The organism is Streptomyces sp. Xyl84, assembly GCF_059731885.1.
Genome location: NZ_AP029182.1, coordinates 85,375 through 111,324, shown reverse-complemented (window position 1 = coordinate 111,324; position 25,950 = coordinate 85,375). Strand labels below are relative to the sequence as shown.

At 71.0% G+C, this 25,950-nt stretch carries 27 protein-coding genes and 1 pseudogene; 12 read left to right on the top strand and 16 right to left on the bottom strand.

Annotated elements, in window-relative coordinates; genetic code table 11:
* The first annotated feature begins 116 nt into the window (after positions 1–116).
* Complete coding sequence (locus tag AC6I72_RS00515) at positions 117–989, top strand: CPBP family intramembrane glutamic endopeptidase (protein ID WP_497998549.1); 873 nt, start codon at positions 117–119, stop codon at positions 987–989.
* Between the two features lie 226 nt (positions 990–1,215).
* Here AC6I72_RS00515 and AC6I72_RS00510 read toward each other — a convergent pair whose 3' ends face one another.
* Positions 1,216–2,226: an aldo/keto reductase gene (locus AC6I72_RS00510; RefSeq protein WP_497998547.1), complete on the bottom strand. Its 1,011-nt coding sequence runs from the start codon at positions 2,224–2,226 to the stop codon at positions 1,216–1,218.
* Between the two features lie 48 nt (positions 2,227–2,274).
* On the opposite strand from AC6I72_RS00510, the gene AC6I72_RS00505 reads away from it, so the two are divergent.
* A complete protein-coding gene (locus tag AC6I72_RS00505; RefSeq protein WP_497998545.1) occupies positions 2,275–2,436 on the top strand; it encodes a BBE domain-containing protein in 162 nt (53 codons plus the stop codon).
* Positions 2,437–2,987: 551 nt separating this feature from the next.
* Here the strand turns inward: AC6I72_RS00505 and AC6I72_RS00500 are convergent.
* Positions 2,988–3,536: a GNAT family N-acetyltransferase gene (locus AC6I72_RS00500; RefSeq protein ID WP_497998543.1), complete on the bottom strand. Its 549-nt coding sequence runs from the start codon at positions 3,534–3,536 to the stop codon at positions 2,988–2,990.
* A 221-nt stretch (positions 3,537–3,757) separates the two neighbouring features.
* Here AC6I72_RS00500 and AC6I72_RS00495 point away from each other — a divergent pair, with 221 nt between their 5' ends.
* From AC6I72_RS00495 to AC6I72_RS00480, 4 genes are all read left to right on the top strand, one after another.
* On the top strand, positions 3,758–3,976 hold the full coding sequence (locus AC6I72_RS00495) for a hypothetical protein (protein WP_497998541.1): 219 nt from the start codon (positions 3,758–3,760) through the stop codon (positions 3,974–3,976).
* Between the two features lie 220 nt (positions 3,977–4,196).
* The gene (locus AC6I72_RS00490) at positions 4,197–4,958 is read left to right on the top strand and encodes an ABC transporter ATP-binding protein (RefSeq protein ID WP_497998540.1); all 762 of its coding nucleotides are present in this window, start codon (positions 4,197–4,199) and stop codon (positions 4,956–4,958) included.
* The gene (locus tag AC6I72_RS00485; RefSeq protein ID WP_497998539.1) at positions 4,955–6,325 is read left to right on the top strand and encodes an FtsX-like permease family protein; all 1,371 of its coding nucleotides are present in this window, start codon (positions 4,955–4,957) and stop codon (positions 6,323–6,325) included. Before AC6I72_RS00490 ends, AC6I72_RS00485 begins: the two co-directional genes overlap by 4 nt.
* Positions 6,326–6,416: 91 nt before the next feature.
* Positions 6,417–7,664 carry a sensor histidine kinase gene (locus AC6I72_RS00480; protein ID WP_498004538.1) on the top strand — a complete coding sequence of 416 codons (1,248 nt, stop codon included), beginning with the start codon at positions 6,417–6,419 and terminating at the stop codon, positions 7,662–7,664.
* Here AC6I72_RS00480 and AC6I72_RS00475 read toward each other — a convergent pair.
* On the bottom strand, positions 7,636–8,337 hold the full coding sequence (locus AC6I72_RS00475) for a response regulator transcription factor (RefSeq protein ID WP_498004537.1): 702 nt from the start codon (positions 8,335–8,337) through the stop codon (positions 7,636–7,638). The two genes, AC6I72_RS00480 and AC6I72_RS00475, sit on opposite strands and share 29 nt — an antisense overlap.
* Positions 8,338–8,701: 364 nt before the next feature.
* On the opposite strand from AC6I72_RS00475, the gene AC6I72_RS00470 reads away from it, so the two are divergent.
* Together AC6I72_RS00470 and AC6I72_RS00465 are read left to right on the top strand one after the other, a co-directional pair.
* Positions 8,702–9,334, top strand: coding sequence for a DUF2461 family protein (locus AC6I72_RS00470; RefSeq protein WP_497998538.1), 633 nt, complete (start codon positions 8,702–8,704; stop codon positions 9,332–9,334).
* A gap of 369 nt (positions 9,335–9,703) precedes the next feature.
* Positions 9,704–10,834: a methyltransferase gene (locus AC6I72_RS00465; protein WP_497998537.1), complete on the top strand. Its 1,131-nt coding sequence runs from the start codon at positions 9,704–9,706 to the stop codon at positions 10,832–10,834.
* A 258-nt stretch (positions 10,835–11,092) separates the two neighbouring features.
* On the opposite strand, the gene AC6I72_RS00460 is transcribed toward AC6I72_RS00465, so the two are convergent.
* Positions 11,093–11,485 (bottom strand): hypothetical protein, encoded by a 393-nt coding sequence (locus AC6I72_RS00460; protein WP_497998536.1) that lies wholly within the window; start codon positions 11,483–11,485, stop codon positions 11,093–11,095.
* Between the two features lie 503 nt (positions 11,486–11,988).
* Between AC6I72_RS00460 and AC6I72_RS00455 the strand changes: the two genes are divergently transcribed.
* A complete protein-coding gene (locus tag AC6I72_RS00455; protein ID WP_497998535.1) occupies positions 11,989–12,849 on the top strand; it encodes an alpha/beta fold hydrolase in 861 nt (286 codons plus the stop codon).
* A gap of 115 nt (positions 12,850–12,964) precedes the next feature.
* On the opposite strand, the gene AC6I72_RS00450 is transcribed toward AC6I72_RS00455, so the two are convergent.
* The 4 genes from AC6I72_RS00450 to AC6I72_RS00435 form a co-directional block, all read right to left on the bottom strand.
* Positions 12,965–13,618, bottom strand: coding sequence for a YceI family protein (locus tag AC6I72_RS00450; protein WP_497998534.1), 654 nt, complete (start codon positions 13,616–13,618; stop codon positions 12,965–12,967).
* 218 nt (positions 13,619–13,836) lie between these two features.
* A complete protein-coding gene (locus AC6I72_RS00445; RefSeq protein WP_497998532.1) occupies positions 13,837–14,751 on the bottom strand; it encodes a YceI family protein in 915 nt (304 codons plus the stop codon).
* 585 nt (positions 14,752–15,336) lie between these two features.
* Positions 15,337–15,504: a hypothetical protein gene (locus AC6I72_RS00440; RefSeq protein ID WP_497998531.1), complete on the bottom strand. Its 168-nt coding sequence runs from the start codon at positions 15,502–15,504 to the stop codon at positions 15,337–15,339.
* Positions 15,505–15,910: 406 nt separating this feature from the next.
* The gene (locus AC6I72_RS00435) at positions 15,911–16,936 is read right to left on the bottom strand and encodes an alcohol dehydrogenase (protein ID WP_497998529.1); all 1,026 of its coding nucleotides are present in this window, start codon (positions 16,934–16,936) and stop codon (positions 15,911–15,913) included.
* An 858-nt stretch (positions 16,937–17,794) separates the two neighbouring features.
* Between AC6I72_RS00435 and AC6I72_RS00430 the strand changes: the two genes are divergently transcribed.
* On the top strand, positions 17,795–18,253 hold the full coding sequence (locus AC6I72_RS00430; protein WP_497998528.1) for a hypothetical protein: 459 nt from the start codon (positions 17,795–17,797) through the stop codon (positions 18,251–18,253).
* Positions 18,254–18,454: 201 nt separating this feature from the next.
* Here AC6I72_RS00430 and AC6I72_RS00425 read toward each other — a convergent pair.
* Positions 18,455–19,080 (bottom strand): annotated as a pseudogene (locus tag AC6I72_RS00425) (TetR/AcrR family transcriptional regulator).
* Positions 19,081–19,179: 99 nt separating this feature from the next.
* On the opposite strand from AC6I72_RS00425, the gene AC6I72_RS00420 reads away from it, so the two are divergent.
* The gene (locus AC6I72_RS00420) at positions 19,180–19,833 is read left to right on the top strand and encodes a CatB-related O-acetyltransferase (protein ID WP_497998527.1); all 654 of its coding nucleotides are present in this window, start codon (positions 19,180–19,182) and stop codon (positions 19,831–19,833) included.
* Positions 19,834–19,922: 89 nt separating this feature from the next.
* Here AC6I72_RS00420 and AC6I72_RS00415 read toward each other — a convergent pair whose 3' ends face one another.
* The gene (locus AC6I72_RS00415; RefSeq protein ID WP_497998526.1) at positions 19,923–20,423 is read right to left on the bottom strand and encodes a hypothetical protein; all 501 of its coding nucleotides are present in this window, start codon (positions 20,421–20,423) and stop codon (positions 19,923–19,925) included.
* A 645-nt stretch (positions 20,424–21,068) separates the two neighbouring features.
* Here AC6I72_RS00415 and AC6I72_RS00410 point away from each other — a divergent pair.
* Positions 21,069–21,986, top strand: coding sequence for an endo-beta-N-acetylglucosaminidase H (locus tag AC6I72_RS00410; protein ID WP_497998524.1), 918 nt, complete (start codon positions 21,069–21,071; stop codon positions 21,984–21,986).
* Positions 21,987–22,197: 211 nt separating this feature from the next.
* Here AC6I72_RS00410 and AC6I72_RS00405 read toward each other — a convergent pair whose 3' ends face one another.
* From AC6I72_RS00405 to AC6I72_RS00380, 6 genes are all read right to left on the bottom strand, one after another.
* Positions 22,198–22,659 (bottom strand): DUF6010 family protein, encoded by a 462-nt coding sequence (locus tag AC6I72_RS00405; RefSeq protein WP_497998523.1) that lies wholly within the window; start codon positions 22,657–22,659, stop codon positions 22,198–22,200.
* Positions 22,656–22,955, bottom strand: a complete 300-nt coding sequence (locus AC6I72_RS00400) for a DUF3817 domain-containing protein (protein ID WP_497998522.1) — start codon at positions 22,953–22,955, stop codon at positions 22,656–22,658. The genes AC6I72_RS00405 and AC6I72_RS00400 overlap by 4 nt, the downstream gene beginning before the upstream one ends.
* 230 nt (positions 22,956–23,185) lie before the next feature.
* Positions 23,186–23,443 (bottom strand): hypothetical protein, encoded by a 258-nt coding sequence (locus AC6I72_RS00395; protein ID WP_497998520.1) that lies wholly within the window; start codon positions 23,441–23,443, stop codon positions 23,186–23,188.
* On the bottom strand, positions 23,440–23,757 hold the full coding sequence (locus AC6I72_RS00390; RefSeq protein WP_497998519.1) for a hypothetical protein: 318 nt from the start codon (positions 23,755–23,757) through the stop codon (positions 23,440–23,442). The genes AC6I72_RS00395 and AC6I72_RS00390 overlap by 4 nt, the downstream gene beginning before the upstream one ends.
* 63 nt (positions 23,758–23,820) lie before the next feature.
* Positions 23,821–24,510: a DJ-1/PfpI family protein gene (locus AC6I72_RS00385; protein WP_497998518.1), complete on the bottom strand. Its 690-nt coding sequence runs from the start codon at positions 24,508–24,510 to the stop codon at positions 23,821–23,823.
* 520 nt (positions 24,511–25,030) lie between these two features.
* The gene (locus AC6I72_RS00380; protein WP_497998517.1) at positions 25,031–25,882 is read right to left on the bottom strand and encodes a methyltransferase domain-containing protein; all 852 of its coding nucleotides are present in this window, start codon (positions 25,880–25,882) and stop codon (positions 25,031–25,033) included.
* Positions 25,883–25,950: the final 68 nt, after the last annotated feature.

Genomic DNA, 25,950 nt, shown 5'->3' with positions numbered 1-25,950 from the left:
TTCACGGCGGCCAGTCTTCCCCTTCCGGCGTCGCAGCGCAGTGGAGCGCGCTACACCATCGGCCGGTGAGTGTGCACGATCGACCTGGTCACCGCGGGGTTCGTAGCGTCACGGCCATGACACGAACGAACCCACCGGGCGGCTCCCGCCCCGGTCTCGCCGCCTTCTTGGTCATCAGCTTCGTCGGCGCGTGGCTCACCATGATTCCCCTGTGGATCGACGGCCTGCGTCGCACGAGCGCGGCGCAGGGGACCCCGCGACTTGCGGCACTGTGCATGATCCTCATGATGCTGGTGCCGGCGCTGACCGCCTTCGGCCTCACCGCGCGCCACCGGGGGGCGCGCGAGACCTTACGGGTCCTCGGGCTCGCCCGGGCCAGGCCGTGGCGGTACGAAGTCCGTTTCGCCGCCGTCGCGTTCGCGGTCCCGCTCGGCCTGACCGCAGCCGGTCTGACCGTGGCGACGCTCGTCGGCTGGTACACCCCCGCGCACCTGCCCGGGCCCGCGACGATCACACCGCTCGCGGTGAGCGCGCTGGTGTCCGTTCCGCTGTACTTCGGAGAGGAGCTGGGCTGGCAGGGTTACCTGCTGCCCCGTCTGCTGCGCTACGGCAGGACCCGCGGCCTCCTGCTCGGCGGCGTGATCTGGGGGGCGTGGCACGTTCCCATGACCGCGCTCGGCGGCAGCTACCCGGGCCATTCCGTGCTCCTGGGCATACCGGTCGCCGTGATGACGGCCATGCTCCTCGGAACGGTGATCGCCACCGTCCGGCTGGCCACCGGGTCGGTGTGGGCGGCTGTCGCGGCGCACCTGTCGCTCAACGAGTTCGCGCTGCCGCTGACCCGCACCGTCTCGGGCCACCTCGTCGACCCGCTGCTCGCCGGGCCGCTGAGCATCACGACCTGGCCGGCGAGCGCCCTCGCCGTGCTGAGCATCTGGCTGACCAGCCGAACGCGGTGCGAGCCCGACGAACGGCCGCTGCCGGCGTGAGCGGCGCCCGTCGCGTCGACTCTCCAGGCCCTTTCGTCAGTGGCTCAGCGGCGTGCTCCGCACGGCCGACCGAGTTCGACCACGGCATCGGCATCGGGCAGTCGGAACGGCCGGATCATGCAGTCGCCCGCCCCCCCCGCCCGCGCCCGCAAGCACCGCCGGGCCGACCACGGGGCTGTGAAGGCCCGAGGCCAAGGACTCGTCGAAGGGCCGGCGGTGGCCCGGGCTACCGGGAGCCCGCCACAGGCCGCGACTTGTAGAAGGACTCCGCCAGGTAGGCGGCCTCGTGCGGCTGGTAGGGCTCCTCCAAGTAAGCGGCCTCGTCTTCGTCGAGTTCGACGTCCACCGCGGCGACCGCGTCGGCCAGCTGGGCCGGCTTGGTGACCCCGACGATGGGCGAGGTCACCACCGGGTTGCGCATGACCCAGGCCAGGGCGACCTGGGCCGCGGACAGACCCCGCTTGCCCGCGATCTCGTGGACGCGCTCGGCCACCGCCTGGTCCCCGTCGCGGTAGAGGATCTTGCCGCCCGGGTCGGTCGCGGCACGCGCGGTGGCGGTGTCCTGGGGCCGCGTCAGCCTGCCCCGCGCCAGCGGGCTCCACGGGATCACGCCGATGCCCTGGTCGGCGCAGAGCGGGAGCATCTCTCGCTCTGCCTCCCGGTGGATGAGGTTGTAGTGGTCCTGCATCGACACGAACCGGGTCCAGCCGTTCAGGTCAGCCAAATACAGGGCCTTGGCGAACTGCCAGGCGTACATGGAAGACGCTCCGATGTAGCGGACCTTCCCGGACTTGACCGCGTCGTGCAGCGCCTTGAGGGTTTCCTCGATCGGGGTGTCGTAGTCCCAGCGGTGGATCTGGTACAGGTCGATGTAGTCGGTCCCCAGTCGCTTCAGTGAGGCGTCGAGCTCGGCGAAGATCGCCTTGCGCGACAGCCCGGCGCCGTTCGGGCCGGGCCGCATCCGCATCCAGACCTTGGTGGAGAGAACGACCTCCTCGCGCCGGGTGAAGTCCTTGACCGCCTGGCCGACGATCTCCTCGCTGCTTCCGGCGCTGTAACCATTGGCCGTGTCGAGGAAGTTGATGCCGCTCTCGAGGGCCTGCTTGATGATGTCCCGGCTGGCGTCCGCGCCCAGCGACCAGGGCTCGCCGCCCCGGTCCGGCTCGCCGAAGCTCATGCAGCCGAGGGTGATGGCGGAGACGTCCAGCCCGGTCGTTCCGAGTTTGATGTATCGCATGCATCCGAACCTAGGAGTTGAGGTGCGCTCTAACGCACATTCGGAGGCATGGGGCATGTGCGCCCTGTCAGGGTTCGACCGCTTCGGCCAGACGTACCAGGGAACCCAGGGGTAGCGAGTAACAAGCTGCAACGCGTCAAGGCCGTGTGGGATCCCGAGGAACTGTTCACCTTCGCCCAAGCAGTCAAGCCGCCCTCCGCAGACGGCTGAGTCTGACCCGGCCGATCCCGCTTCCTGGGGGCAGCCGCCCCCAGGGTCATCGACCGGCCGGGCGGTGAGCCGCTGGTCCTGACCCCGAAGCCTCTCCGGCACGTCCGTAGCGGGCGTGGGGCGCTCGGCCGGCCGGTGCTGCGGATCCCTGGCGTGCATGGCGACCATGCGCCCGCGGGGGGCAGCTCGGATTCACTCACCGTGGCGCTCTCAGGGCCCGGGTGGCCCCTGTGCCCGCGGGGGTGGCTCCACCTTGCGCGGCTGCGGGCTGTCCTGCTCGTCGTCCCGGCTTCGTGTACGAAGTCGGCGGGGCGGAAGCGCCGGCGCCAGAAGGGGGTCCGATGGTGAGGGCGGTGCGCAGACAGCCAGTGACGCGGCGGGACCTGGGGCGTCCGTGCGCCCCATCGACCCCGCCCCCAGCCGGCTGTGGCACTCAGAGTGGCCACTGAAGTGCTCAGTCACGCAGATCAATGTGACTGAGCGCTCCGACGGGCGGACGTGCGCCTGAACTGGGGAGGCTGAGCAACTTGGTCGGCGGGCAGGTGAGTCCGTCAGCCGCCGCTCCACGGCCGATCGATGCGGTAGAGGTAGTGGGTCCGGTCATCGACCGGGTTGTCCGGTTCCAGCTCTCCGACCCCGACCCGGCGCAGTCCTGCTCGCTCGAGGGTCCGCCACGACGGCTGATTGGCTGCCACCACCGGGACGAGAATGCACGGGGCGGCCGGGTGCTCGGCCCAGGTTCGCACGATGACCGACTGGATCATCGCCGTCCCGATGCCCTGGCCGGTGTGGCGGGGATCGCCGATCAGGTAGTCGATGGTCATCGCGCCGTCAGGTACGGGGACGACGGCCGCCAGATCGGCCAGGTAGCCAGGGTAGTCGCACAGGCGTGAACGTTGTACGAGACCGACCGGGCGGCCTTCGAGGGATGCGAGCAGGTCCTCCGAGGGCTCCTCACCTCGGGCGGCGGGGCCGAAGTCGCGCGCCACCGCTTCCGCGGTGGTCTCGTGGTTCCACCAACGCTTCACATGGGGCTGCTGAAGCCACCTCCGCAACAGCGGGAAATCCTGCCCATCGATCCGACGCCACGTGATCTCCATGAGGCCGCTCCCGGAAGGTCCACGAGTCCTTGCAGGCCAGGTGCTGCGCGGACGAGCCCCGAGCTGACCGCCAACTCAAGCGCTCAGTCCACCAACCGGAGTGCTCGGTCAGACCGGTCGTAACTGCCCGTCACCGGCCGAGTGAGCGGTCGAGTCGGCCGACTGAGCGTTCGGCGGCCAGCACGCTTTCGGCATGCTGGCACGCGTCCTACGCTCTGGCCATGCCTTGGACAGCACTGGCCGGTGTCGTGGTCGGCGCCTTGATCGAGGCCGCTTCCGCCGCGTTACTCGACCGCAGTCGCCGGCGACGGGAGCAGGATGACCGCCTCATCAGCGCACGACGTGCCCTCTACGCCGAGTACCTGGCCCGCCTCTCTCAGGCCCGCAACGACTTCCGCAGCCTGGCGCGCGACCAGACCGTGGACTTGATATCTGGTTAGTCCAGGGGGTGTTGAGCTGCCCAACCGGCCAGTGACCCGCAGGGATCGGTCAGGTCGGTCAGGTCGATCAGGCATCCAGGAAGAGCTGGCGCGCCTCCTCGGCCCCAGCGGAGGCGGACTGCTCGGCTGTCCGCCGGCGACCGGGGGTGCGGTTTCCCGAACTCCCGATTCGGGGGCAGGCACGATCGATCGCCGCGCTCCGCCCACCGAGGATGAGGGCATGGCTGAGACGGCGACGGATATCGGGGCGGGCGTAGTCGCCCGGGCGGAGGATCTGCACCGTGAGTACGGACGCGGCGCTGCCGCCGTGCGAGCGTTGCGCGGGGTGTCGGTGGCCTTCGCGCCCGGTACGTTCACGGCGGTGATGGGGCCCTCGGGCTCCGGTAAGACCACCTTGCTGCACTGCCTGGCGGGGATGGACCGGCCCACTCGCGGCTCCGTCTGGTGGGGCGGCACCGAGGTGTCCCGGCTGCCGGAGCGGCGGCTCGCGGCGCTGCGGCGCAGTCGGGTCGGGTTCGTGTTCCAGGCGTTCAACCTGATGCCCGCGATGACGGTCGCGCAGAATGTCGAGCTTCCCGGCCGGCTGGCCGGCGAGCGGCCCGACCGGGGCCGGGTGCTGGACGCACTCGCCCGCGTGGGACTGACCGGGCGCGAGCGGCACCGGCCCGGGCAGCTGTCCGGCGGGCAGCAGCAGCGGGTGGCCATCGCCCGGGCGCTGGTCTCCCGTCCTCAGATGCTGTTCGCCGACGAACCGACCGGCGCGCTCGACCGGGCCACCGGGCACGAGATCCTCGCCCTGTTGCGCGCCGGTGTGGACGAGGACGGCGGGTCCTGCGTGATGGTGACTCACGATCCGGTGGCCGCCGGGTACGCGGACCGGGTGCTGCTGCTCGCCGACGGTGTGGTGGTGGACGAGCTCGACCGGCCCACTGCCGCCCAGGTCGGCGCATGCTTGAGCCGGCTGGGCGGGGGAGAGCTGTGACCTTGCTCGCGCTCGGGCAGATGCGCCGCCGTCCGGCTGCCTTCGTCGGTCTGGCGGTCGCGCTCTTCCTCGCCGTCACCACCCTGACGCTGTTCGGCCTGCTGTTCGCCGCCGACGTCACTGCCCCGGCAGCAGCCCGGAAGGCGACCACCGGGCCCAGCCTGGTGGTGATCGCCGGCGCCTTCGGTGAGATCGCCGTGCTGGTCGCGTTCTTCGTGGTGGTCAATGCGTCGGGTTTCGCGCTCCGCCAGCAGCACCGGGAGCTGGCCCTGCTGCGCACCATCGCTGCGACACCCCGCCAGGTGCGGCGGCTGGTCCGTGGTCAGGTCGTCGTGGTCACGCTGGTGGTGACCGCGCCGAGCTGGGCCGCCGGCGCCGCGGCGGCCCAGGGCCTGCTCGCCGAGTTGCAGCGGCGAGGGATGGCGGCGCCGGACGTGCGGGTGCCGGGGACTCTGATACCGATGCTGGTGGCGCTGGCCGTCACACTGGCCGTCGGCCTGGCGGCCTCGGCCGTCGCGTCGCGGCGGATCTCCCGGATCGCGCCTGCGGCCGCCCTCATGGCGAGTTCGACCGAGCACGGGCGGACGGGTGCACTGCGTCTGCTCGCCGCGACCGGCGTGCTGGCGGGCGGCGGCCTGCTGCTGCGGCTGGCCGCGACAAGGCCGGCGGAGCAGGTGGACAAGGCGGGTCAGGCGGCGTTGCTCGGCTCGCTGGTGCTGCTGGTCGCGGTCGCTCTGGCGGGGCCGCTCGCGGCGCGCGTCCTGGCGGCCGCGCTGGGCGCACCGGTACGGGCGCTGGCACCCGGTGCGGGATGGCTGGCCGACGCCAACCTGCGCGGGTACGCGCGCCGACTGTCGTCCGCCGTCGTCCCGGTCGCGCTGCTCGTGGGCCTGGCGGGCACCATGCTGATCATGACAAGTACTGCCGAGCACGCTGCGGGCCCAGTGGCGTCCAGCGTCACTTCAGCCAGGGACGCCTGGCTGCGCCAGGCCGAGTTGGCGCTGCTCGTCTCCTTCGCCGCCGTCTCCACCGTCAACACCCTGGTCGCCGTGACCGCCGAACGACGCCGCGAGTTCGCGTTGCTGCGGCTGGTCGGCGCCACCCGGTCCCAACTGCTGCGCATGCTGACCGTGGAGGCGGTGCTGACCACGGCGGTGGGGCTCCTGCTCGGCGCGGCGGTCGCCGGCGCCGCGTCGGCGGCCTTCAGCACCGCGGTGACCGGATCGCCGATGCCGTCCCTTCCGGTGGCCGGCTGCTGGTGGATCGCCGCGGGCGCGACGACGCTGACCGTTCCCGGCATCCTGGCCACGGGCCTGCGAGCGGTTCGCGGCCCGGCGGCGGAACTGGTGGCAGGCGGCCGTGACTGAGCGCGGCGACGGGCCGGCTGCCGACGGTACGGCCTGCGAACAGGCGCCCATCCGGCAACGGTGGCGGGCGCGCCGCCCGCCTCGGGCGGGCCTGCTCAGATCCCCGGGGCCGACCGGAGCTGAGCAGCGGCGATACCTCTCCGTCCGGGGCGGCGAATGGGCCTTCGCCGTTGTCGGACTGCCGCTCGCCCTGTTCTGCGGGGCCTACGCACTCGCTGTCCTTTACGCGGGGACGCTGCTCTCGCTCACCGTATTCGGCCTGCCGTTCGTGGCCGCCGCGTTGATGGGTGCGCGTGGTCTCGGCGCGCTGCACCGCCAACTGGTCGGCCGGCTGCTCGGCGAACACGTCGAGGCGCCCGCCAGGCTGCCCCGCCCGGTGGGCGTGGTCGCCCATGGCCGTGTCGTCCTGACCGACCCGATCGCTTGGCGGTCGCTGCTCTATCTGGTGCTGCGGTTGCCGCTCGGCGTGCTCGGGTTCGCCGTCGCCGTGGCGCTTCCCCTCGGCTGCGGCTGGCTGATCGGCTTCCCGCTCTGGGAACGCCTGCTGGAACCGGGCCCGCGGCACGCCACCTGGCTGGACGCCACGTCCATACCACTCGGGCTGCTGATCCTTTCCGCAGTGCCCAGCGCGCTCCGGGCGCTGAGCGGAGTGAACCGGCGGCTCGCCCGGCTGCTGCTCGGCCCGGTCCGTGCCCAGCGGCGCGTCCGGGAGCTGGAGACCGCCCGCGCCACCCTTCTCGCGCAGAACACCGACGAGCTCCGCCGCCTGGAGCGTGACCTGCACGACGGCACCCAGGCTCGGCTGGTCGCCCTGGCCATCACCCTCTCGCTGGCCGAAGACGCGCTCGCTCCCGACTCCGGCCCGGACCTCGTCCGGCTGCGCACCCTGGTGGACCGCGCCCGCAGCCAGACCGACGACACCGTCACCGAGCTGCGGCGGCTCACCCGAGGCATTCATCCGGTGGCGCTGGACGGCGGCCTCGGCGAGGCCTTGCCAGGGCTTACCGCCACCTCGCCCGTGCCGGTCACCCTCCGCCTGAACCTGCCGGAACGACCGGACCCTGTGGTCGAACGGGCCCTCTACTTCTGCGCCGCCGAGCTGCTCACCAACGTTGCCAAGCACAGCGATGCCCGCTCGGCCGAACTCGAGGCGCGCGTGGCCGAAGGCCGAGTCCGCCTGTCCGTGCGCGACGACGGCCGCGGCGGTGCGGCGCTCGGCGTCGGCACCGGCCTGACGGGGCTGGCCGAACGCCTCGCGGCGGTGGACGGTGCTCTGCGGATCGACAGCCCGCCCGGCGGACCGACGGTCATCACCGCCGAGCTGCCGACGCGTCTGTGACGGCCCGCTGACTCCCGTTCTCCGCCAGATAGGTGAGTACGGCCTTCACCCGGCGGTTGTCGGTGTCCGTCGCCCGTAGGCCGAACTTGGTGAAGACAGCGGCCACGTGTTTCTCCACCGCCCGCTCCGACACCACCAGCAGCGCGGCGATGGAGCGGTTGGAGTGCCCTTGTGCCATCAGCTCCAGCACCTCGCGCTCGCGCGGCGTCAGGGCGTCCACCCGGCTGCGCCGTCCACCACGCATCAGCTGGGTGACGATCTCCGCGTCGAGTGCCGTGCCCCCGTCGGCGACCCGGTACAGCGCGTCCACGAACTCGGAAGTCCGGGCGACGCGTTCCTTCAGGAGGTACCCGATGCCCGCCGCGCCGTCCGCCAGCAGCCGGGAGGCCCAGGTGGTCTCGACGTGCTGGGAGAAGACCATGATGCCGACCTCGGGCGTCCTCGCGCGGATCTCCACGGCGGCGCGGATGCCCTCATCGGTCTGTGTGGGGGGCATCCGGATGTCCACCACGGCCACGTCGGGCCGGTGCTCGGCCACCGCGGCGAGCAGCTCGGGCGCCGTTCCGGCCGTGGCCACCACCTCACATCCGCGGGCGCCGAGCAGTTCGACCATGCCGTCCCGGAGAACGACGGAGTCCTCGGCCAGTACCACGCGCAGACGCCGCCTGTTGATCACCACGCCATTATCGGGCACGGCAGGCCTTCGGCGCCGGCTTCGTTCACTTCTGGGGGCAGCGTCTGTCCTCGTCTTCGCCCCCTGACGGGAGGTGAGGTCACTACGGTGCGCGAGTCGCGCTGCACAGCGTGCTCCAAGAGCGTGGTCCGCAGGAGCGCCGTGCCCCGGACCCTCAGCGCATGGTCCGACTCTCCGTAGACCGGGGAGGGCTCGCAGACTTCGAGCACGTCGATCTCGAAACCGGCGAGGATTCGTCGGCACGATCGCCTCCGAGCCGAGCCACCCACCCCCCTCCCGGGGGCCGTCTCCTGTTCGTCTCCCGCTCCGGTCACCCGGGCCATGGCTGAGCTATCCTCCGTGCATGCGTGGAGAGTTCACCGGCTGGCCGGAGCAGGCCATGGACGTGTTGTGGCAGCTCCAGGGCGAACCGACCCACGCGACAAGGGAGCGCTGCCGAGCCGACCGCGAACGCCTGGTCCGGCAGCCGATGATCGCCCTGCTCAACGAGATCGCGGACTCCGACCCCCGGTACGAGGACTTCTCCGTGTGGCACTACCGCACCGGCTCCTGGTGGTGGCAGCACCAGGGCGCGGTGATCCGGCTCGGCCGCAAAGTCGAGATCGGCCTCCGGTTCTCCCTGGACGGCCTGCGGATCCAGGGTGCCTGGTGGTACCCCGACCCCGGCCAGGTGGACATGTTCCGCAGGGCCGTGGCCGCCGAGGGAAGCGGCCGCGAACTGCCCCCCATCGTCGAGGACCTGCGACACAAGGGTTACGACGTCTCCGGGGACGTGATGCAACGCCCCCCGCGCGGCTATCCGGCAGACCACTCCCGAGCGGACCTGCTGCGCCACCGTTCGCTGATCGCCGCACGTTCCCTCGGCTGCGAGGAGTGGCTGCACACTCCCGACGCGGTCGAGCGGGTCCTCTCGGCCGCCACCGAACTCGACGCCCTGCTGACGTGGCTGGCCCGCCACGTCAAGCGCGCCGCCTGACGTCACCCCGGCGAAGCCCGCCTGAAGAACAGGGCACTCATCACCACGATGAACAGGCGCCTCACCCACGAGAACCCGCGGACCAGCCAGTGGACGAGGAGCCCAGCCAGTTGCCCTGGCCTGACTGACCCGACTGGTGCGTTTTGCAGCGGAGCAGCACCTGTGCGAGCCTTCTGCCACTCCTCCAGAAGGGTTGACCTGGTGCTCGGCATGGTTGTCTGGGACGTCCGCTCTCGCGCTTCGACGCGAGAGCGGTAACGGCCCCCTGCCTCGACGCGCACGCCTGTCCGATGGACAGGCGTGGGTTCAGCCTGCTCCTCGTCGAAGTGCTCTTCGTGCCCCCGCACGCTCGACCACGAGGAGTACCTGGTGTCCACCATTCGCTGGACCGAGAACCACACCCGCCAGTCCGCGCGCTGGCATTCCGAGAACGCCGCCCCTCTTCCCCAGCGGATCGTCGTCGCCGACGACCGGATGAAGGCCAACGACGCCTACCGCCGGGCGTGCGAAGGAACGGCTCTGCTCTGGCAGGGCGACTTCCACAACGGCCGGCAACTGCTCCAGGCGATGGGCCGCCGCATCGACCGCAAAACGCCCAGGCCCGGCACTTCCCTGAGCGAGTCCTTCCACCTGCACCGACGCGCCACCGGTCACCGCGCCCGGGTCCTCGGAAAGCTCCTGGTGCTGCTGGGCGACGACTACAGGCTGGCGCTGCGCCGGGCTCCTGACGTCCGCCAGGCGTGCCTGGAAGCCTACGGCCCCTCGAAGGGACCCATCGCGGTCTCTCTGCGCGAACTGCTGGGAGTGATCGGCGCGCACCAGTGGCGCCTGAAAGGAATCGACGTTCCGGCTCTCGGCGCCCGCATCCACCCCCACTACGGCGTGTTCGCCCCCGTCAGAAGTGAGTACGTCGACCTGGTCGCCCACACGCCGCTCCCGCCGGCCACCCGGAACCGCCCCGCCACCAGCACAGCATTCGACCTCGGCACCGGGACCGGCGTCCTCGCCGCGGTCCTCGCCCACCGCGGAATCAACCGCGTCGCGGCCACCGACATCAGCCCACGCGCCCTGGCCTGCGCCAGGGAGAACGCCCTCCGGCTCGCACTGACCGACCGTATCGAGGTCTCAGGCCCCGGCCTGTTCCCCGAAGGCCGCGCCGACCTCATCGTGTGCAACCCGCCCTGGCTCCCCGCCCACCCGACCCACTCCGTCGAACAAGGCGTCTACGACCCGGACAGCACCATGCTGCACAGCTTCCTCGCCGGACTGTCCGCCCACCTCCGGCCAGGCGGCGAAGGCTGGCTCATCCTGTCCGACCTGGCAGAACACCTCGGCCTCCGGACACGTCAGCAACTGCTCGACGCCCTCCGGACAGCCCACCTCCGCGTCGTGGACAAGATCGACACCAAACCCCGACACCCACGTGCCACGGACGCCACCGACCCACTCCGCGCAGCACGAAGCGCCGAAACCACGTCCCTCTGGCGTCTGACGGCATGACCGGCACCCGGACCGCGAATCGGCATCCCGCCTGGCGGTTCACCAGCCGGCCACATCCCGTGGGCGACTTCGCCACGCTCACGGGGTGGCACCTCACCTTCTGCGCCGGGCGGAAGGCGGCGGACCAACGGGCAGCAGGCCGCCCTGCTGCTCGGGGCATCTCGACAGAGTCGAGTACGCGGTCCTCCCGTGCCGGAAGCACGGGAGGACCGCGTACGTGGTGCAGGGATCACCGGCGCACCGGCGTCCCGGGAACCGCTACTGCCAGCGCACGATGCGGGGCGCCTTGGTGGTGCCCTCGGCGCCGTACTTGCGGCCGGGAGTGCCGGCCTGCCAGCCGCCTCGGGGCGAGGCGATGCCGGCTATGTCGAAGTGTGCTCCGCCGGTGTTGTAGAAGCCGCCGATGGTGTAGCCGCCGGGTGCCCAGATGTCGAACGTCTGGCACTGCCCGCGGCGGACCGCTGTGGAGTGCACGCCGTCCGACCAGGTGATGTCGGCGTCATAATTACCCTTGGCGCACAGCTGGACGCGGTGGTTGCTGATGGCCGCGGAGGCCGGGGTCCCGGCCGCGACGACCGCGGCACCGGTGGCGAGGACGACGGCGCCCGTCGCCATGAGGGAACGCCGGCGCGGACCCTGCTTGCTACGCATGAACTCTCCTTGTCCGGCCGGGGGGGGCCGGCGGAGCCTGCACCGGCCGCCCCGGAGTGGAACGGCGTCGGTGCGGCTCATCGGCCACCGCCCTGGGCCAGGAACGGGGGGTGGTTGATCCTGTCATCTGCACAACGTGCGCCGCCCCCAGGTGAGTTCACACCGTCCACCCACACCGCTCACAGCGCCGGCACCCAGTTCTCCCCAGCGGGCCGGAGGGAACGGGCAAGACCCGCGTGTGCAGGGCGCCGGACCAGTGCAGTGGCCTCCCTGACGGGACGAAGGTGCGAGCAAGCCGATTTCGCTTGCGGGGCCAGTGCTCGGGGGTTTGAGCCCCTACGGCGGGACGTGGACGGGAGGGGCGATCTGAGCACCGGCCTTGGCCGTGTCAAGGCGGACGCTCTGCCTTCTCGACCGTTCAGAGGAGGTGCCAGGGCCCCGTCCGGGGCACACGGGGAGGCGGGGTACCGCGGAACGGGCCTCGGAACGGGAAGGGGTATGTCGTGTTCGACGAGTTCGCCACCAGCACGGTGCGCAGCGGTGAGGCATCCGTCTTCGTCCGGTACGGGGGCGAGGGCCCGCCTCTCCTGTTGTTGCACGGCCACCCGCGCACGTCGGCGACCTGGCACCGGGTCGCTCCCCTCCTGGGGCGGCGTGGCTTCACCGTCGTCTGCCCCGACCTGCGCGGCTACGGGCGCTCGCGCGGCCCGGCGCCGGCTCCTGATCATGTCCCACACTCCAAGCGTGCCGTGGCCGGGGACATGGTCGAGGTCATGCGGGCGCTCGGGCACCAGCGCTTCGGGCTCGTCGGCCACGACCGCGGGGTCGCAGTGGCGCTCCGGCTGGTGCTGGACCATCCCTCCGCGGTGACCCGGGTGGCGTTCGTGGACGGCCTGCCTCTCAGCGAGCACCTGGTCCGTGCCGACGCCCGGTTCGCCACCGCGTGGTGGCACTGGTTCTTCTTCGCCCAGCCGGAGATCCCCGAACGCGTGATCAACGCCGATCCCGATGCCTGGTACCGCGGCGACCCAGAGGTGATGGGGCAGGAGAACCATGACGAGTGGCGGGCCGCCACCAGAAATCCGGACGTCGTCCGCGCCATGCTGGAGGACTACCGTGCCGGGCTCACCGTGGACCGCCGGCACGAGGAGGCGGACCGAGCCCGAGGCGCACGGATCGACTGCCCTGTCCTGGTTCTGTGGTCGCTTCGGGACGACCTGGAGGACCTGTACGGCGACCCGCGCACCATCTGGCGCGACTGGGCCGATGACGTCCAAGGCCACGGCATCGACGCCGGCCACCACGTGGCCGAGGAAGCCCCCGGCCCGCTCTCCGCCGCCCTGGGCAACTTCTTCGCTCACTGACCCGTCTCGGTCCGCCGCCGAAATGGCATACGCCCCCACTGAGAGAAGCGGTTGGAGGAGCTCCAAGGACGACGGCGCATCGCGGCATCGCCCCGGGTCGGTACTGCGACGCCGCCTATGACGTCGACCGGATCGCGGAGATGTCGAACTGTAGTCGGACCTTCTCGCTCACCATGGTGCCTCCCGTCTTGAGGCGCTGGTTGTAGACCAGGCCCCACTCGGTGCGGTCGATGGTGGTCGTGCCGTCGAAGCCGGCTCGTTCGTAGCCGAAAGGATCCAGGACCGAGCCGAGGTAGTCGAGTTGCAGGTCGATGGGCCGGGTGACGTCGCGGATGGTCAGGTCCCCGGTCATGCGGAAAGTCTCTCCGCCCTCGTGGAGGGTGGAGGTGCTGCGGAAGACCATTTCCGGGTAGCGACGCGCGTCGAAGAAGTCAGGGCCGATGATGTGGGCGTCCCTTTGTTCCACGCCCGTGTCGACGCTGGCGACCCGGATGAGGAGGTCGGCCCGCGACTCGGAGGGCCGGGCTCCGTCGAAGTACAACGTGCTGTCGTAGTCGGTGAAAGCCCCCCGGACTGTCGTGACCATGGCGTGCCGGACGGAGAATCCGATGCGGCTGTGCGGGCGGTCGATGGTCCATCGCCCGGTCAAGGCTCGAAGTGCCGGGTCGAGCGTGGCAGCCCCGGGTGTGTCCTCCGCTGCGGAGGCTTCGGTGCCGGCGGCGGGGGCCGGTTCGCTGAGGGCGGTCTGGCGTCGGCTGAAGATACCCATGATCCTGAGCCCATTCCCATCTGATCGCTCTGTGCTGTCAAGGAGTCACCGGGCGCTGCCCAGCGAGATCGGTGGTCCCGCCCGGGGTGCGCGCGGCCGACGGAGGAACTGCGACGCGATGTGGAGGTGCGCTGCCGGACGGCCTCGATCAGCACCCCCTGAATGACCGTGACACCCCTGTCGGACAGCACCCGCGTCAGACGCCCCCGTGTGAGGGCCTACTGCGGTGGCGTGGGCGTGTCGTGGGTGCGGTACATCGCCTGTACGTCCAACTCCAGTTGGACGGTCGGACCGACGACGGCGATACCGCGGGCCAGCATGGAGCGCCAGTTGAGGGTGAAGTCCTCCCGATGGAGTTCGGCCTTCGCAAGGGCCGCGCAGCGCAGTTCCTGGTCGTAGCCTCCGTTGACCGTCCCGAGGTAGGTGGTGTCGAGGCCGACGGAACGGCTGGTGCCGTGCATGGTGAGTGTGCCGTGCAGGGTCCACTTGGAGCCGCCGCGGTGGGCGAACCGGGTACTGATGAAGTCGATGTGCGGGTAGCGTTCGACGTCGAGGAAGTCGGCGGAACGCAGGTGGTTGTCGCGGGTGTTGTTGCCCGTGGTGACGCTGGAGGCGTCGATGCGCACCGACACGTGTGAGTCGGCCATGTCCGGTGCGACGTGGATGCCGCCCTGGAAGCGGGTGAACCGCCCGTGGACATGGGCCATGCCCACGTGTTTGGCGATGAACCGGATCGCGGTGTGCGGAGGATCGAACAGCCAGGTTCCGGCTGTCGGAAGTTCCATCTGGCGGACGGTCTGGAGCGCGACGCGCATCGGGGGCAGGGCCACCCCCGCGGTGATGTCGAGGTTCTCGCGGGCGGGTGACAGACCCTCGGCCGCGACCATCGCGCTGTAGGAGCCCGGTGGCAGCATCGCTATGAAGTAGCCGTGGGGATCCGTGGTGCCACGTGTCGCAACCCGGTGGCTGTCCCGGGCGGTCACGGTGACCTCGGCTCCGCCCATGGGCTGCCCCATGGGATCGAGGACCTCGAAGCCGAACGCTCCGGCGCCGGGCGGCAGGGGGACCGAGATGCTCGCTCCGGCACCGGAAGCACCACGGGAGCGCCGACGACGGAGTAGCCCGAGAGCCATGGAGTTCACCCTTCTTCACCTGCGTCACCGTCACGCGACCCGCTGAGTCGGACACGTTCGCGGTCGCCAAGAGCCGTCGACGACGAGAGGACGGACGCGGAGCCAGTAGTTCGCCGACGATCATAAAGCCCCCCACGCGCAGGCGACTCGACCCGATGTCGAAGCTGCTCAACCCTCCTGTCGGCGGATGCGGGGCCACATATCAGTACATCGGTCAACCATATCGACACACCTCGACTGCGTTGCTTTGCAGCAATGCTGTGGTGAAGAACACGGGAGGGGGCCGTGATATTCACAACTGGTATGCGGTTTCATCACGGACCTGACACAGGCGGGCAGACAGCGCCTCCCGACCAGGAGATCGGGAGACTGCGTGCACGGCGAGCTGAGCCCGGTAGTCGTCCCCTTTCGGCTCGGCGGCCCACCCGGCGGGCAGAGCAGAGCAGAGCAGGGCCGGGTAAGGGGGTGGTGAGTAGCGGGTCTGGCAGCGTCCACGTCACGGGGCCCCGCCTTCCACCGCGCCCGCCCGGCCACCCGGGTGGCTCGGGGTGGCCGCCGGTGGCCGCCTGCCGGCCGGGGGCGGGGTCAGGGGTTGGGGTGCGAGGCCGCCTTCGGTTTCCAGCCGCTGCCGGAGCAGCCGTCCTGCGGGGGCGGGAAGCGGTGCCCTTTCACGTCGGTGCTGTACCGGTGGCGCTGCCCGCAGTCGCACTCGTAGATCCCGGATTCGGGCACGATCTCGCCGGGGCGGAACACGTTGCCGCTGTCGTCGCTAGTAGGACTTTGTACGCCGGGGGCGGTCGGGCGGCGACCGGAGCGGCGGCGGGGCGGGGGAGGGCCCAGCCGGGTGCGGCCGGGCCCTCCCCTGCGTACGCGTCCACGGGGAGGAGACGTCCTGTACGCGTCGCTGTGTCCAACGGCGGGCGTGCAGAAAGGTCACGCCTTCAGTGACCGTGCGGCGGTGGCGTACTGGTCCAGGATGCCCAGGGCCGTACCGGGCGGCAGTAGGCACACGCCGCAACCTGCCGGCGCAACGCCTTGACCGGCTGCTGCCAGCCCGGCCACCCGGCAGCAGCCGCTCTCGGCCGCTGCCCAGCACTCACCGGTGTGCACAGCGCCGACTTTCGTCGCGGCGGGCCGCGGCGCCGGTCCGGGTGCCGTGTCAGCCGGGGGTCAGGACCATGCGGAAGCGCGCCCCGCCGGAGAGCATCTTGCGGTAGGCCCCGTCCACGTCGTCCAGCGGGACGGTCTCGGTCATGGGGCGGATGCCGTGCAGGGCGCTGAAGGCCATCGTGTCCTCCACGTCCTGCGAGGTGCCCGACGGGTGGCCGCGCACGACGCGGCCGGTCATCAGCAGCTGGGCCGGGCTGATGCCGAGCGGCGCGGTGTCCGCGCCGATGACCACGAGTTCCCCTCGGGGGGCCAGGCCGTCCACGGTGGCGGTGATGGCCGCGGAGTTGCCGGCGGTGGCCAGCACGACCCTGGCGCCCCCGAGGGACCGCAGCGCCTCGTCGACCGGGGTCCCGGAGGTGCTGTCGACGTAGTGGTGGGCGCCCAGCCGCTTGGCGAAGTCGGCCTTCTCGGCGCCGCGGGCGATCCCGACGGTCTCGAAGCCCATGGCCGCCGCGTACTGCACGCCGAGGTGCCCCAGGCCGCCGAGGCCGAGCACCGCGACCAGGTCGCCCGGCCGGGCGGAGCTGCGCCGCAGCCCGTTGTACGTGGTGACGCCCGCGCAGGCCATGGGCCCGGCGTCGGACGCGGCCAGCGCGTCCGGGACGCGGGCCAGGGCGTCGGCGGGCGCGATCACCTTCTCGGCGAAGCCGCCGTCGTAGGCCCAGCCCGGCACCTTCAGGTTCGGGCAGACCACGAAGTCGCCCCCGCGGCAGGGCCGGCAGTGGCCGCAGCTGCCGCCGAACCAGCCGACGGCGACCCGGTCGCCGGTCCGCCAGCCGCGGTCCTCCACGCCTTCTCCCAGCTCCTCCAGGCGCCCGGCGATCTCGTGTCCGGGGACCTCCGGGAACGACACTCCCGGTAGTCCGCCACTCACGAAGAGGGCGTCGCTGTGGCAGATCCCGCACGCCTCGACGGCGATCCGCACCTGACCCGGACCAGGCCGCGGGACCTTGCGCTCGACCAGCTCGAAGCCGCCGTCCGGGGCGGTCACCTGCGCGACTCGGTAGGTACTCATCTGTCTCTCCGGAGAACGGGTACGACGGCCCCCACCCGATCCAGCACATCAGCTCGCGGCCGATCACGCGCGCCGAGCCGGCCGGGGCGGCCCTGAGCTGGGGCGACGCTGCCGTTCCCGGAGCGCGGCTCCCGCGTTCGTCCCGCTGGACGCCGTGGCCCGCCCGCCGCGCCGGGCCGGCTCGGGGCCGGCCCGGCGGGCGGAGCACGCCCGGCAGCATTCTGGCTGCGCAGGTGTGATCGGAGAGCGCTTGCAGGCGGTTTCGGAGAGCGGTCTGGATCCCTGGCCCTCTGGAATGCTGCTGAGAACTGGCAGCAGGTAGTTGCCCCGGAACCCGGGCGACGTCAAGCAAATGTTGACCGTAGGCTCTCAGCGAAGGGCAGGTGCGGTGGACATCACGGCGCAGTGGATCAAGACGTCATGGACGAAACAGTCTCGGGGCGGGGATGCCGCTGCCCGCAGGAACGCGGCGCCGGTCGGTTCCTCGCTGCCCCAGGTGCCCTCTTTCCCCGTACTGCTCGACCAGGATGTTTCAAAAGAATGCCGGCGCGACCGCGAGGATCGCCACCCGGCGGCACGGCGGCGGCAGGCTGCTCGCCAGCAGGGTGACCGAGGCCGGTCCTGACGGCCGTGGACCAGCCAACTATTCTTGGCCACAGGGGAATTGGACCACCGGGGACGGGGGCGCGGATGGCGCGTGGCGGCGGGGCGGGCACGGACAGCGGTGCGGGGGCCGGCCCGTCCGGTGGGCCTGCGGCCGGGCACCGGGTGCGTCGCTCCCGCCGTCGCGGGTGCTTCCGGTGGATCCTCCTGACCGGCCTGCTCGCCGGCGGGTTCGGCCTTGCGGGCGAGTGGGGGATGGACGACGATCCCATGGTCGACCTCGCGGTCGTCGACGGCTCGACGAAGGCGGGCCCGTGCACAGTCGTCTGGAAGGACCCTTTCACCAAGGAGCGGCGAAGGGGCCCCTTCTTCTGCTCAGGCCACCGTGATCCGCTCATTCCCGCCTACGAGGTGGGCTTCGTCGTCTCGTACGGCCCGTGGAAGGGCGACCTCTACAACTCCGAGCTGAAGGGCTCGCCCTCCAACGACGTCGTCCTCGGTCTTCAGCACGCGGCCGAGCTGCTGGTCCTCGCCGGCGGCATCGGCGGCGCCTTCTCCGTCCACCACCGCCGCCGACGCCAGGGCGCCGCCCCCGCACGGGCCCGCACCGCCCCCGCCCGGCCCGGGTCCCCCTACCCCGCACCTCTGGCACGCCGGGCCGCCCGCGCCTCACTCGTGTGGGCGGGCCGAGCCCGCCGCGCTCTGAACCGGTAGGGCACCCCCCCCTTTCGGCATGCCTGCCGGGGTGCCTCGGTGCCGACTCAGCCGCACCGCCGCTGTCCGGGGTCGTCGTGGTGTGGCGGCGCAGGAGAATGTTGACGGCCACCGTGCGCAGCGCGGGCGGCGGCCACCGGAGGGTGATCCAGGTCCCGCCACGCTGTCGACCGCGCTTGCGTCCCCTCCCCGCCTCCTCGCTCAGGCGCTTTCTTCCCGGCGGACCGAGAAGGCCCCCGCGGCAGCCGCCAGGACCGCCGCCTTCGCGGCCCGTCGCGGCAGCTGCGGGTCCGGACCGGCGCGCAGGAGCACCAGTTGGTGATAGAGGGGCGCCGTGGCGGCGATCAGCAGGCTTCGAGCGTCCGCGTGCCGTGCGGGGAGTTCACCGCGCTCGACGGCGCGCTCGACGAGGATCTCGCACTGGGCGTACCGGTTCGTCCACAACCGTGTCTGGGCCCGCGCGGCCTGTTCGGAGTGGAACGAGGCGGCCATCAGGGCGACGGCGAGCGAGGGCTGTACGAGCAGGGATTCCTGGATCTCCTGGTTGAGGGCTGTCAGATCGTCGTGCAGGAGCCGGTGTCCGGCGGCTGCCAGTCGATCTCGCCGGCGGCGTCGATGACGTCGACGAGCAGGCCGCCGACATCGCGCCAACGCCGGTAGACCGTGGCGCGGTGCACTCCGGCCCGCGTCGCGACACCCTCCATCGTGAGTCCTTCGTGACCGCGTTCGGCGAGTTCCGCGCGCACGGCGTCGAGGACCTGGGCGCGGACGCGGGCGGTGCGACCGCCAGGACGGCGGTCCGAGGTCGTCTCCAGCGGTTCTGTCATCGGCAGTCAGTATCCGGTTGATCAAGGCGGCAGGGTCGTGCCAGCATGCTAACGCGACATCTGTCGCACTAGGCGTGCCACCAGAGAGGGACCCCCGCGATGCCGCCCGTTCCCGCCGACCCCACGGTGCTCCACCCGATGCCCGGGCACCCGCGCGTGGTGCTGCTCAAGCCGCTGGTGAAGTCGCCGCTGATCGAGGCCGGTGACTTCTCCTACTACGACGATCCGGACGACCCGACCGCGTTCGAGACGCGCAACGTCCTGTACCACTACGGTCCCGAGCGGCTCGTCATCGGCAAGTACTGCGCACTGGGGGCGGGCACCCGGTTCATCATGAACGGGGCCAACCACCGCATGGACGGCCCCTCGACCTTTCCGTTCCCCACCATGGGGGGCTCCTGGGCGGAGCACTTCGACCTGATCACCGGCCTGCCCGGCCGGGGCGACACGGTCGTCGGCAACGACGTGTGGTTCGGCCACGGGGCCACGGTCATGCCCGGTGTACGCATCGGCCACGGCGCGATCATCGCCGCCGGTGCCGTGGTCACCGGTGACGTCCCCGACTACGGCATCGTCGGCGGCAACCCCGCCCGGCTCATCCGCACCCGCTACGACGCTGCGGACATCGCCCGGCTCCTCGCCGCCGCGTGGTGGGACTGGCCCGTGCGGCACATCACCCGGCACGTACGGACGATCATGTCGGGGACCGTCGCGGACCTGGAAGAGGCCGCCGCGCAGATCGACCTGTCCTGACACCGCGCCCCCACCACGCCGCCGACGTACCCGTCCCGCGCCGGAAACCTCGCACGTGGCGATTGACTCGGCGTGACAACCCACGAGTGTCAGGTGTAGATGCGGGGAGACTGCACGTTGCCGTAGTAGCCGTAGTGGCCGTTGACGGTGGCCCAGTATCCGGATTGCACCACGTAGGTGCCGCCGGCCGGGGCAGACCATGCGCGGTCCGTACCGCTCCACTCGTTCTGCGACGGCCCGCCCTGCCCCGGCCCGACCCAGCCTCCACACACGAAGTCGTGGATCTGAGTCAACGAGCCGTCGGGGTTGACGCGCATGAGCTGTGCGCACGGATCGACCTGGTCCGGGTCACCAGGGTTCCACTGATGCTCGATGGTGCTGACAGCCGGGTAGATGCGCGTGCTGTTCCAGCTGTTGCTGGTATCCGCTGCGTAGGCGCAGGAGTCCATTTCGACGTCGCCCGGCTCCATGACGTACGCGCGGCAGCCACCACCCCAGACCTCGGCGGATGCGGTGGTGGTCCCGAGTGTGACACCTGCGAAGGCGAGACATGCGACGACGCCCAACTGGGCGATGTGGCGGATTTTCAAGGCTTCGAGTCCTCCCCCTTGGACCGTGCGGGCGCACGGCCCTGGAGGGAGCGTGTCACGGTTGGCGGGGCAGGAACAGCGCGCTGCCCTGGAATTTGGGAACCCATGGTTAAGACCTAGGGATCGTTTGAGGATGTTGATTTCGGTCGTGGAACGATCTCGGTGTGACGAATGCCGGTTGCGGCGGCACGGTGCCGGGCCCGTTCGGCGTGCGGCCTCCGCGCGCGCCACCAGGGCGACGTCGGCCACGGGGGACGGCGGTTCGCGTCGGGCGAAGCAGGACAAGACCGAACTGGACTTCACCCCATGAGCACGAGGGCGACCACTCCGCTCAACACCAGCCCGAACCGGGCGGCTGAAAGTCGAGGCACAGAGCCTCCACCGATCCGCGAGCGCGTCACTGATCGACGTGGTCTCCACCGGACACGGCATCGACCCCTGTCGCCGGATTTGACCAATTACCGGTAACGGGCTTGGTCACGTCCCCTGTGACATGCCGATACCCCGTGGTTTTCCGTTGGTGTGGGAGTCGTGAAGAGCTCTCGCGTGGTTCTGGGGATTTCGTCGCGGGAGCGGAAGGATCGGGGCACTCGGCGCTTGCGGACAGGCCGGGCGCCGCTCCAAGCGATGGGAGACCGATCAACGATGTTCACTCCGGTGCGGAGCAGACTGCGGACGGCCGCGCTCGCGCTCTTGGCCGTCACGGCCCTCGCCTTCAGCGCGACCGGCACGACCGGCGCGGCAGCGGCCCCCGCTCCCGCGAAACAGGGACCAACCTCGGTGGCCTATGTCGAGGTGAACAACAACAGCATGCTCAACGTAGGCAAGTACACCCTCGCCAACGGCGGCGGCAACGTCTTCGACATCGCCGTGATCTTCGCGGCCAACATCAACTACGACACGAGCACGAAGGCGGGGACCCTGTACTTCAACGAGAACGTGCAACGCGTCCTCGACAACGCGGCCACGCAGATACGGCCGTTGCAGCAGAAGGGCATCAAGGTCGTCCTCTCGGTGCTGGGCAACCACCAGGGCGCGGGCTTCGCCAACTTCCCCTCCCGGCAGGCGGCTTCGGCGTTCGCGAAACAACTCTCGGACGCTGTGGCCAAGTACGGCCTCGACGGCATCGACTTCGACGACGAGTACGCCGAGTACGGCAACAACGGCACCGGCCAGCCCAACGCCAGCTCTTTCGTGTACCTGGTGTCGGCGCTGCGCGCGAACATGCCGGACAAGATCATCAGTCTCTACAACATCGGCCCGGCCGCGTCGCGCCTGTCCTACGGCGGCGTCGACGTCTCGTCCATGTTCGACTACGCATGGAACCCGTACTACGGCACCTGGCAGGTCCCCGGCATCGCACTCCCCAAGTCGAAGCTCTCGCCGGCGGCCGTCGAGATCGGGGGGACCTCGAAGAGCACAGCGGCCGCCCTGGCCCGCCGCACGGTCGCGGAGGGGTACGGCGTCTACCTGACGTACAACCTGGACGGCGCCGACCGCAGCGCCGATGTCTCCGCGTTCACCAGGGAGCTGTACGGCAGTGACGCCGTACGCGTGCCGTAGGCCGAACGCACCTTCCGGCACCCGGTGTCCCGTCGGGGTTTGCCGCCTCCTGCAGACCCGCACCCCGGGCAGGTCGCGCCTTCGACAGCGATGCCGGAGGCGCGGTCGCCCGGACTGACGTCGGCTCGACGGGGTGAAACCGGGGCGTTCAGGGGCAGGCCGGTGCGGGCTGCAGGATGATTCTCCGGAGCGGCTCGACGACGGTCGACGGTCAGATGCCGGTGCGGTCGGGAGAGGACGGACTGGAGACGCGGCCGTGGGCGTGTTCTGCTGCCCGGCTGGGCCTGAACCAGCGGCGGACGAACACGATCAGGGAAGGCCCTTGGCGGAAGCACCACAGGGCGATGACCGGATCGCAGATGGCACATGCCAGGGACGAGTCGTGGGCGAATGGCAGGATCGGATCGACCTTGAGGTGGTGAGCCACGTCCCATGCGGTGTGGAGCAGCCAGCCGATGCCGATGAAGGTCCAGGATTCCAGTCCGCGGTAGGCGACGTAGGCCATGAGCGCGACGAACGGCAGCTCCCACGGGCCGAATCCGCCCCCGCTCAGATAGGCGGCGCCGGCTCCGCCCACCATGATCGCGTTGAAGTGGCGCCGGTGCGGTTCTTCGATCAGGGACATCAGCAGGCAGTAGATGGTGCCGACGACCACCGGTGACACGAAGTTCATGACGGGATGACCTCTTCTTCCGCCCGGGCGCGGACCGCAGCGCCGCGGTCGAGTCGCCGTAGCGCGAGCAGCCCGCCGGCGCCGGGAACGAGGGCCAGGACCTTGACGGCGGCCGGGGCCTGCGGGAGGCGCCAGGTCGCGAACACGACGAACAGGTAGGCGCAGCCGTGGGTGGGGCCCGTCAAGGAGGAAACGGGCTTGAGGTGGACGGTGAACACGTTGGCCAGCATCGCGATCAGGGAGATCAGCTCGGCGTGAGCAGCGATGCGCAGATGGCGCGGAGAGCGCAGGTGCATGGTCACACTCCGGTGGTGGAGCCGGGACGAATGGTCATCAGTACGGTGACGGTGGATCAGAGCAGGTGGAAGAAGCCGGTCACCATGGCGAAACGGCCCGGCGTCGAGGGAGCTTGCAACGGCGAGGCGGAGCCCGTCGCCTCGCCGGAGAACGGTCCTGGGATCCTGGGTGGGCAGGATCAGGGGTGCCGGTACGTCGGCGGCCGCCGCGGACAGCCGGATCGAGGCGATCAGCCAGGCGTCACCGAGGACACGGGGACCGGCGGCCGTGGCGAGGCCGAAGAGGGGGACCGCCGGACCGCTGTGCCGATGCCCGCGTAGATCCGGGAGTTACGGTGCAGGGTCCCCAGGGTGGTGCGGACGCCGCCGTCGGCGAAGTCGCCGAGAGCGAGGCGCAGCGTCGTGGGACTCATGCTCGCGGCGACGGTGACCGGGACGACGGCGATAAGGGCGGCGAGGACGTGCAGAGACAGAAGGAGTATGCTCACGCCTGGTGTTCCGGGGCGGTCCGGCGCTCGCCGGTGACCTTCGAGGACGGAAGGCGGCCGGCCTTGGAGGTGCCCTGGAGGGTGTCGCCGTCGACTGTCACGTCGAACGCCAGGTTCAGCCGCACGGGCTTGGTGATGGCCTGCTTCCAGGTGAGCCGTTCGCCGTCGAGGGTGATGCCGGCGAGCGGTACGCTCTCGCCGGCTCCGTGGGCGACGCCCGTCAGGACGCCGTCCTGGTCACGGAGTTCGACCACAGCCTCGATCTTGCCGATGGGGGTGGAGATGGACAGGTTCCAGGTGCCTTCGACGGACATGACGATGGGTTTTCCTGCCTGTGCGAGGGGATGGTGAGCGGAGGGTCGGCGAAGGGCCGGGGTTCACAAGGCGCTGGGCGTCGGCCCCTGGGCGCGCCAGACGGTGCCGCGCCGTTCGTGGGCGAAGAGCTCCTCGACGGCGTGCGCGACGCGGGGGCCCACCTCACGCTCCAGCAGGTACAGCCCAAGATCGAGCCCTGAAGTGACGCCGGCGCCGGTGACCAGGTCGCCGTCGTCCACGATGCGGGCGCGGACCGCATGGGCACCGGTGGCGTCCAGCATGTCGAGGCCCATGTGGTGGGTGGTGGCATGACGCCCCTCCAGCAGGCCTGCCAGGGCCAGGACGAGCGAGCCGCCGCAGACGGTGGCGACAGTGATGTCCGGGTCGTCCATCGCCTGCTTGAGGAGCGCGGGCAGCCCGGTGACCAGCGTGCGGCCCAGCAGCACCGGGATGAACTCGTCCTGCTTCCACTCGCCGGCGCCTGCCTCTTCTTCCGGGACCTCACCGGGTTCGCCCACGCGGCCGGAGGCACCGGGCACCACAAGCATGTCCGCGCGCTCCAGGTCGAGGGCGCCGTCGGCGCGCAGCACCAGTCCTCCGGTGCCGCTGACCACCTCCCGCGGGCCCTCCGCGGTGACCAGCTCGACGGTCACAGCGCCGTCCGAGGCCGAGCCGCCGGCGTACAGCACCTCGTAGGGGGCGATGGCATCGAGCGGGTCGAAGCCGTCGAACAGGACGACCTGGATGTGCATGGAAGGTTCCTTCGGGGTCGTTTTCCATCGGACGCTCCGAAGTCAACCGGCTGCCGCAATGATCGCCCAGTGGCACCAGTGACAGGTTTCAACGGAAAAGTGCCAAGCCTCCGCTTGGTCGGGGTGCCGGGGGAGGCGTTGCTGCTCACCTCTCTGATCCGCCCATCGAGCCCGGCTCGCCGCCGTGCTGCGCCGATCCGTCCCGCGCGCTCGTTCCGGGCCGCCCCCGCTCCCGCCCGCCGTCCCGGCCGCCCGCTGCCCTGCCTCCGCCCCCGGGGGCCGTCCGGCCCTGGTCCGCGCGGTCGTCCCTCGGCGCCCACCCGCCGTGCTGCTCGCCGCCGCCCGCGCGACCTCGTCCCTGCCTCGCCGGTCCCGGCGGCTGTCCCGCTGCGCCACGCGGTCCCGCCCGCCCCTGCCTCGGCGCGGCCCGCGGCGGCCGACCAGGTGCCGCCGCTGTCCGGCGTACGACGTGGAGGTGCTGCCCCTCAGTGGCAGGAGCCGGGCTCTTGCCCGCTCGTGGTCACCGAGGCCGGTAGGCGGTGGCCAGCACGGAGACGGTGACCTGATCAGGCAGGACCCGGCCATCACTCAGGTCCGCACGGCTCACGTGGCGTGCGCTCGGTGTCATCGCTACCAGGTCCAGGGCATCCGGCCTCGACAGGTGCGCCGGGTACTCCACCTGTTCGGTGACGGCGGCCTCGAAGAAGGGATCCAGCGCCCGGTGCAGGCGTTGTTCCTTGGCCGGGTCGACCGTGACCATCGCGGGCAACCGGCCGCGCAGCTCAGCCAGGTGCCGCCCGGTGGGACGGATCACGATCAACCGGCCGGTCGGGTGCAGCACCCGGTGGAACTCGGCCGGGTTGCGCGGGGCGAACACGTTCAGCACGGCATCGGCCGCCTTGTCGATCAGGGGGAGGGGACGGAAGACGTCCCAGGCCACCGCGGCGGCTCGGTCGTGGGCTCGGGCCGCTGATCGCAGTGCGCGCACCGACGTGTCCAGACCCAGACCGCGGGCGCCGGGCAGCTGGCCGAGTACGCCGGCCAGGTAGTAGCCCGTGCCACACCCCACGTCCAAAACCGTGGGCTGCTCGGACACGGCGTCGGCCGCCAGGCGGGCCCCGACTTCCCGGATGGGCGCGTAGGCGCCGGTCGACAGGAATCGGTCCCGGGCCTGGACCATGGCGGTGTCGTCGCCACTGGTGGGACGGGTGCCCGTCAGCAGACCGGCGTAGCCGTGGCGGGCGATGTCGAAGGTGTGGCCCACCGGGCAGCGCAGCGCACCGCGGTCGGGCCGCAGGTGACGCGCGCGGCACGTTGGGCAGCGCAGCAGGTCGAGGGACAGTGCGAGGGCAGGGGGAATCGACACGGGCACGAGGCACTCCTGGCAAGGGTGAAGGGAAGAGTCCGTGCCTGCACGCGCGCTCAGCGGGTCACTGCATC

Bases quoted from the DNA above. Each gene is read 5' to 3' on its own strand.
- AC6I72_RS00515 (WP_497998549.1), top strand. From the start codon at position 117: ATGACACGAACGAACCCACCGGGCGGCTCCCGCCCCGGTCTCGCCGCC.
- AC6I72_RS00510 (WP_497998547.1), bottom strand. From the start codon at position 2,226: ATGCGATACATCAAACTCGGAACGACCGGGCTGGACGTCTCCGCCATC.
- AC6I72_RS00505 (WP_497998545.1), top strand. From the start codon at position 2,275: ATGGGGCATGTGCGCCCTGTCAGGGTTCGACCGCTTCGGCCAGACGTA.
- AC6I72_RS00500 (WP_497998543.1), bottom strand. From the start codon at position 3,536: ATGGAGATCACGTGGCGTCGGATCGATGGGCAGGATTTCCCGCTGTTG.
- AC6I72_RS00495 (WP_497998541.1), top strand. From the start codon at position 3,758: ATGCCTTGGACAGCACTGGCCGGTGTCGTGGTCGGCGCCTTGATCGAG.
- AC6I72_RS00490 (WP_497998540.1), top strand. From the start codon at position 4,197: ATGGCTGAGACGGCGACGGATATCGGGGCGGGCGTAGTCGCCCGGGCG.
- AC6I72_RS00470 (WP_497998538.1), top strand. From the start codon at position 8,702: ATGCGTGGAGAGTTCACCGGCTGGCCGGAGCAGGCCATGGACGTGTTG.
- AC6I72_RS00460 (WP_497998536.1), bottom strand. From the start codon at position 11,485: ATGCGTAGCAAGCAGGGTCCGCGCCGGCGTTCCCTCATGGCGACGGGC.
- AC6I72_RS00450 (WP_497998534.1), bottom strand. From the start codon at position 13,618: ATGGGTATCTTCAGCCGACGCCAGACCGCCCTCAGCGAACCGGCCCCC.
- AC6I72_RS00445 (WP_497998532.1), bottom strand. From the start codon at position 14,751: ATGGCTCTCGGGCTACTCCGTCGTCGGCGCTCCCGTGGTGCTTCCGGT.
- AC6I72_RS00435 (WP_497998529.1), bottom strand. From the start codon at position 16,936: ATGAGTACCTACCGAGTCGCGCAGGTGACCGCCCCGGACGGCGGCTTC.
- AC6I72_RS00430 (WP_497998528.1), top strand. From the start codon at position 17,795: ATGGACGACGATCCCATGGTCGACCTCGCGGTCGTCGACGGCTCGACG.
- AC6I72_RS00420 (WP_497998527.1), top strand. From the start codon at position 19,180: ATGCCGCCCGTTCCCGCCGACCCCACGGTGCTCCACCCGATGCCCGGG.
- AC6I72_RS00410 (WP_497998524.1), top strand. From the start codon at position 21,069: ATGTTCACTCCGGTGCGGAGCAGACTGCGGACGGCCGCGCTCGCGCTC.
- AC6I72_RS00405 (WP_497998523.1), bottom strand. From the start codon at position 22,659: ATGAACTTCGTGTCACCGGTGGTCGTCGGCACCATCTACTGCCTGCTG.
- AC6I72_RS00400 (WP_497998522.1), bottom strand. From the start codon at position 22,955: ATGCACCTGCGCTCTCCGCGCCATCTGCGCATCGCTGCTCACGCCGAG.
- AC6I72_RS00390 (WP_497998519.1), bottom strand. From the start codon at position 23,757: ATGTCCGTCGAAGGCACCTGGAACCTGTCCATCTCCACCCCCATCGGC.
- AC6I72_RS00385 (WP_497998518.1), bottom strand. From the start codon at position 24,510: ATGCACATCCAGGTCGTCCTGTTCGACGGCTTCGACCCGCTCGATGCC.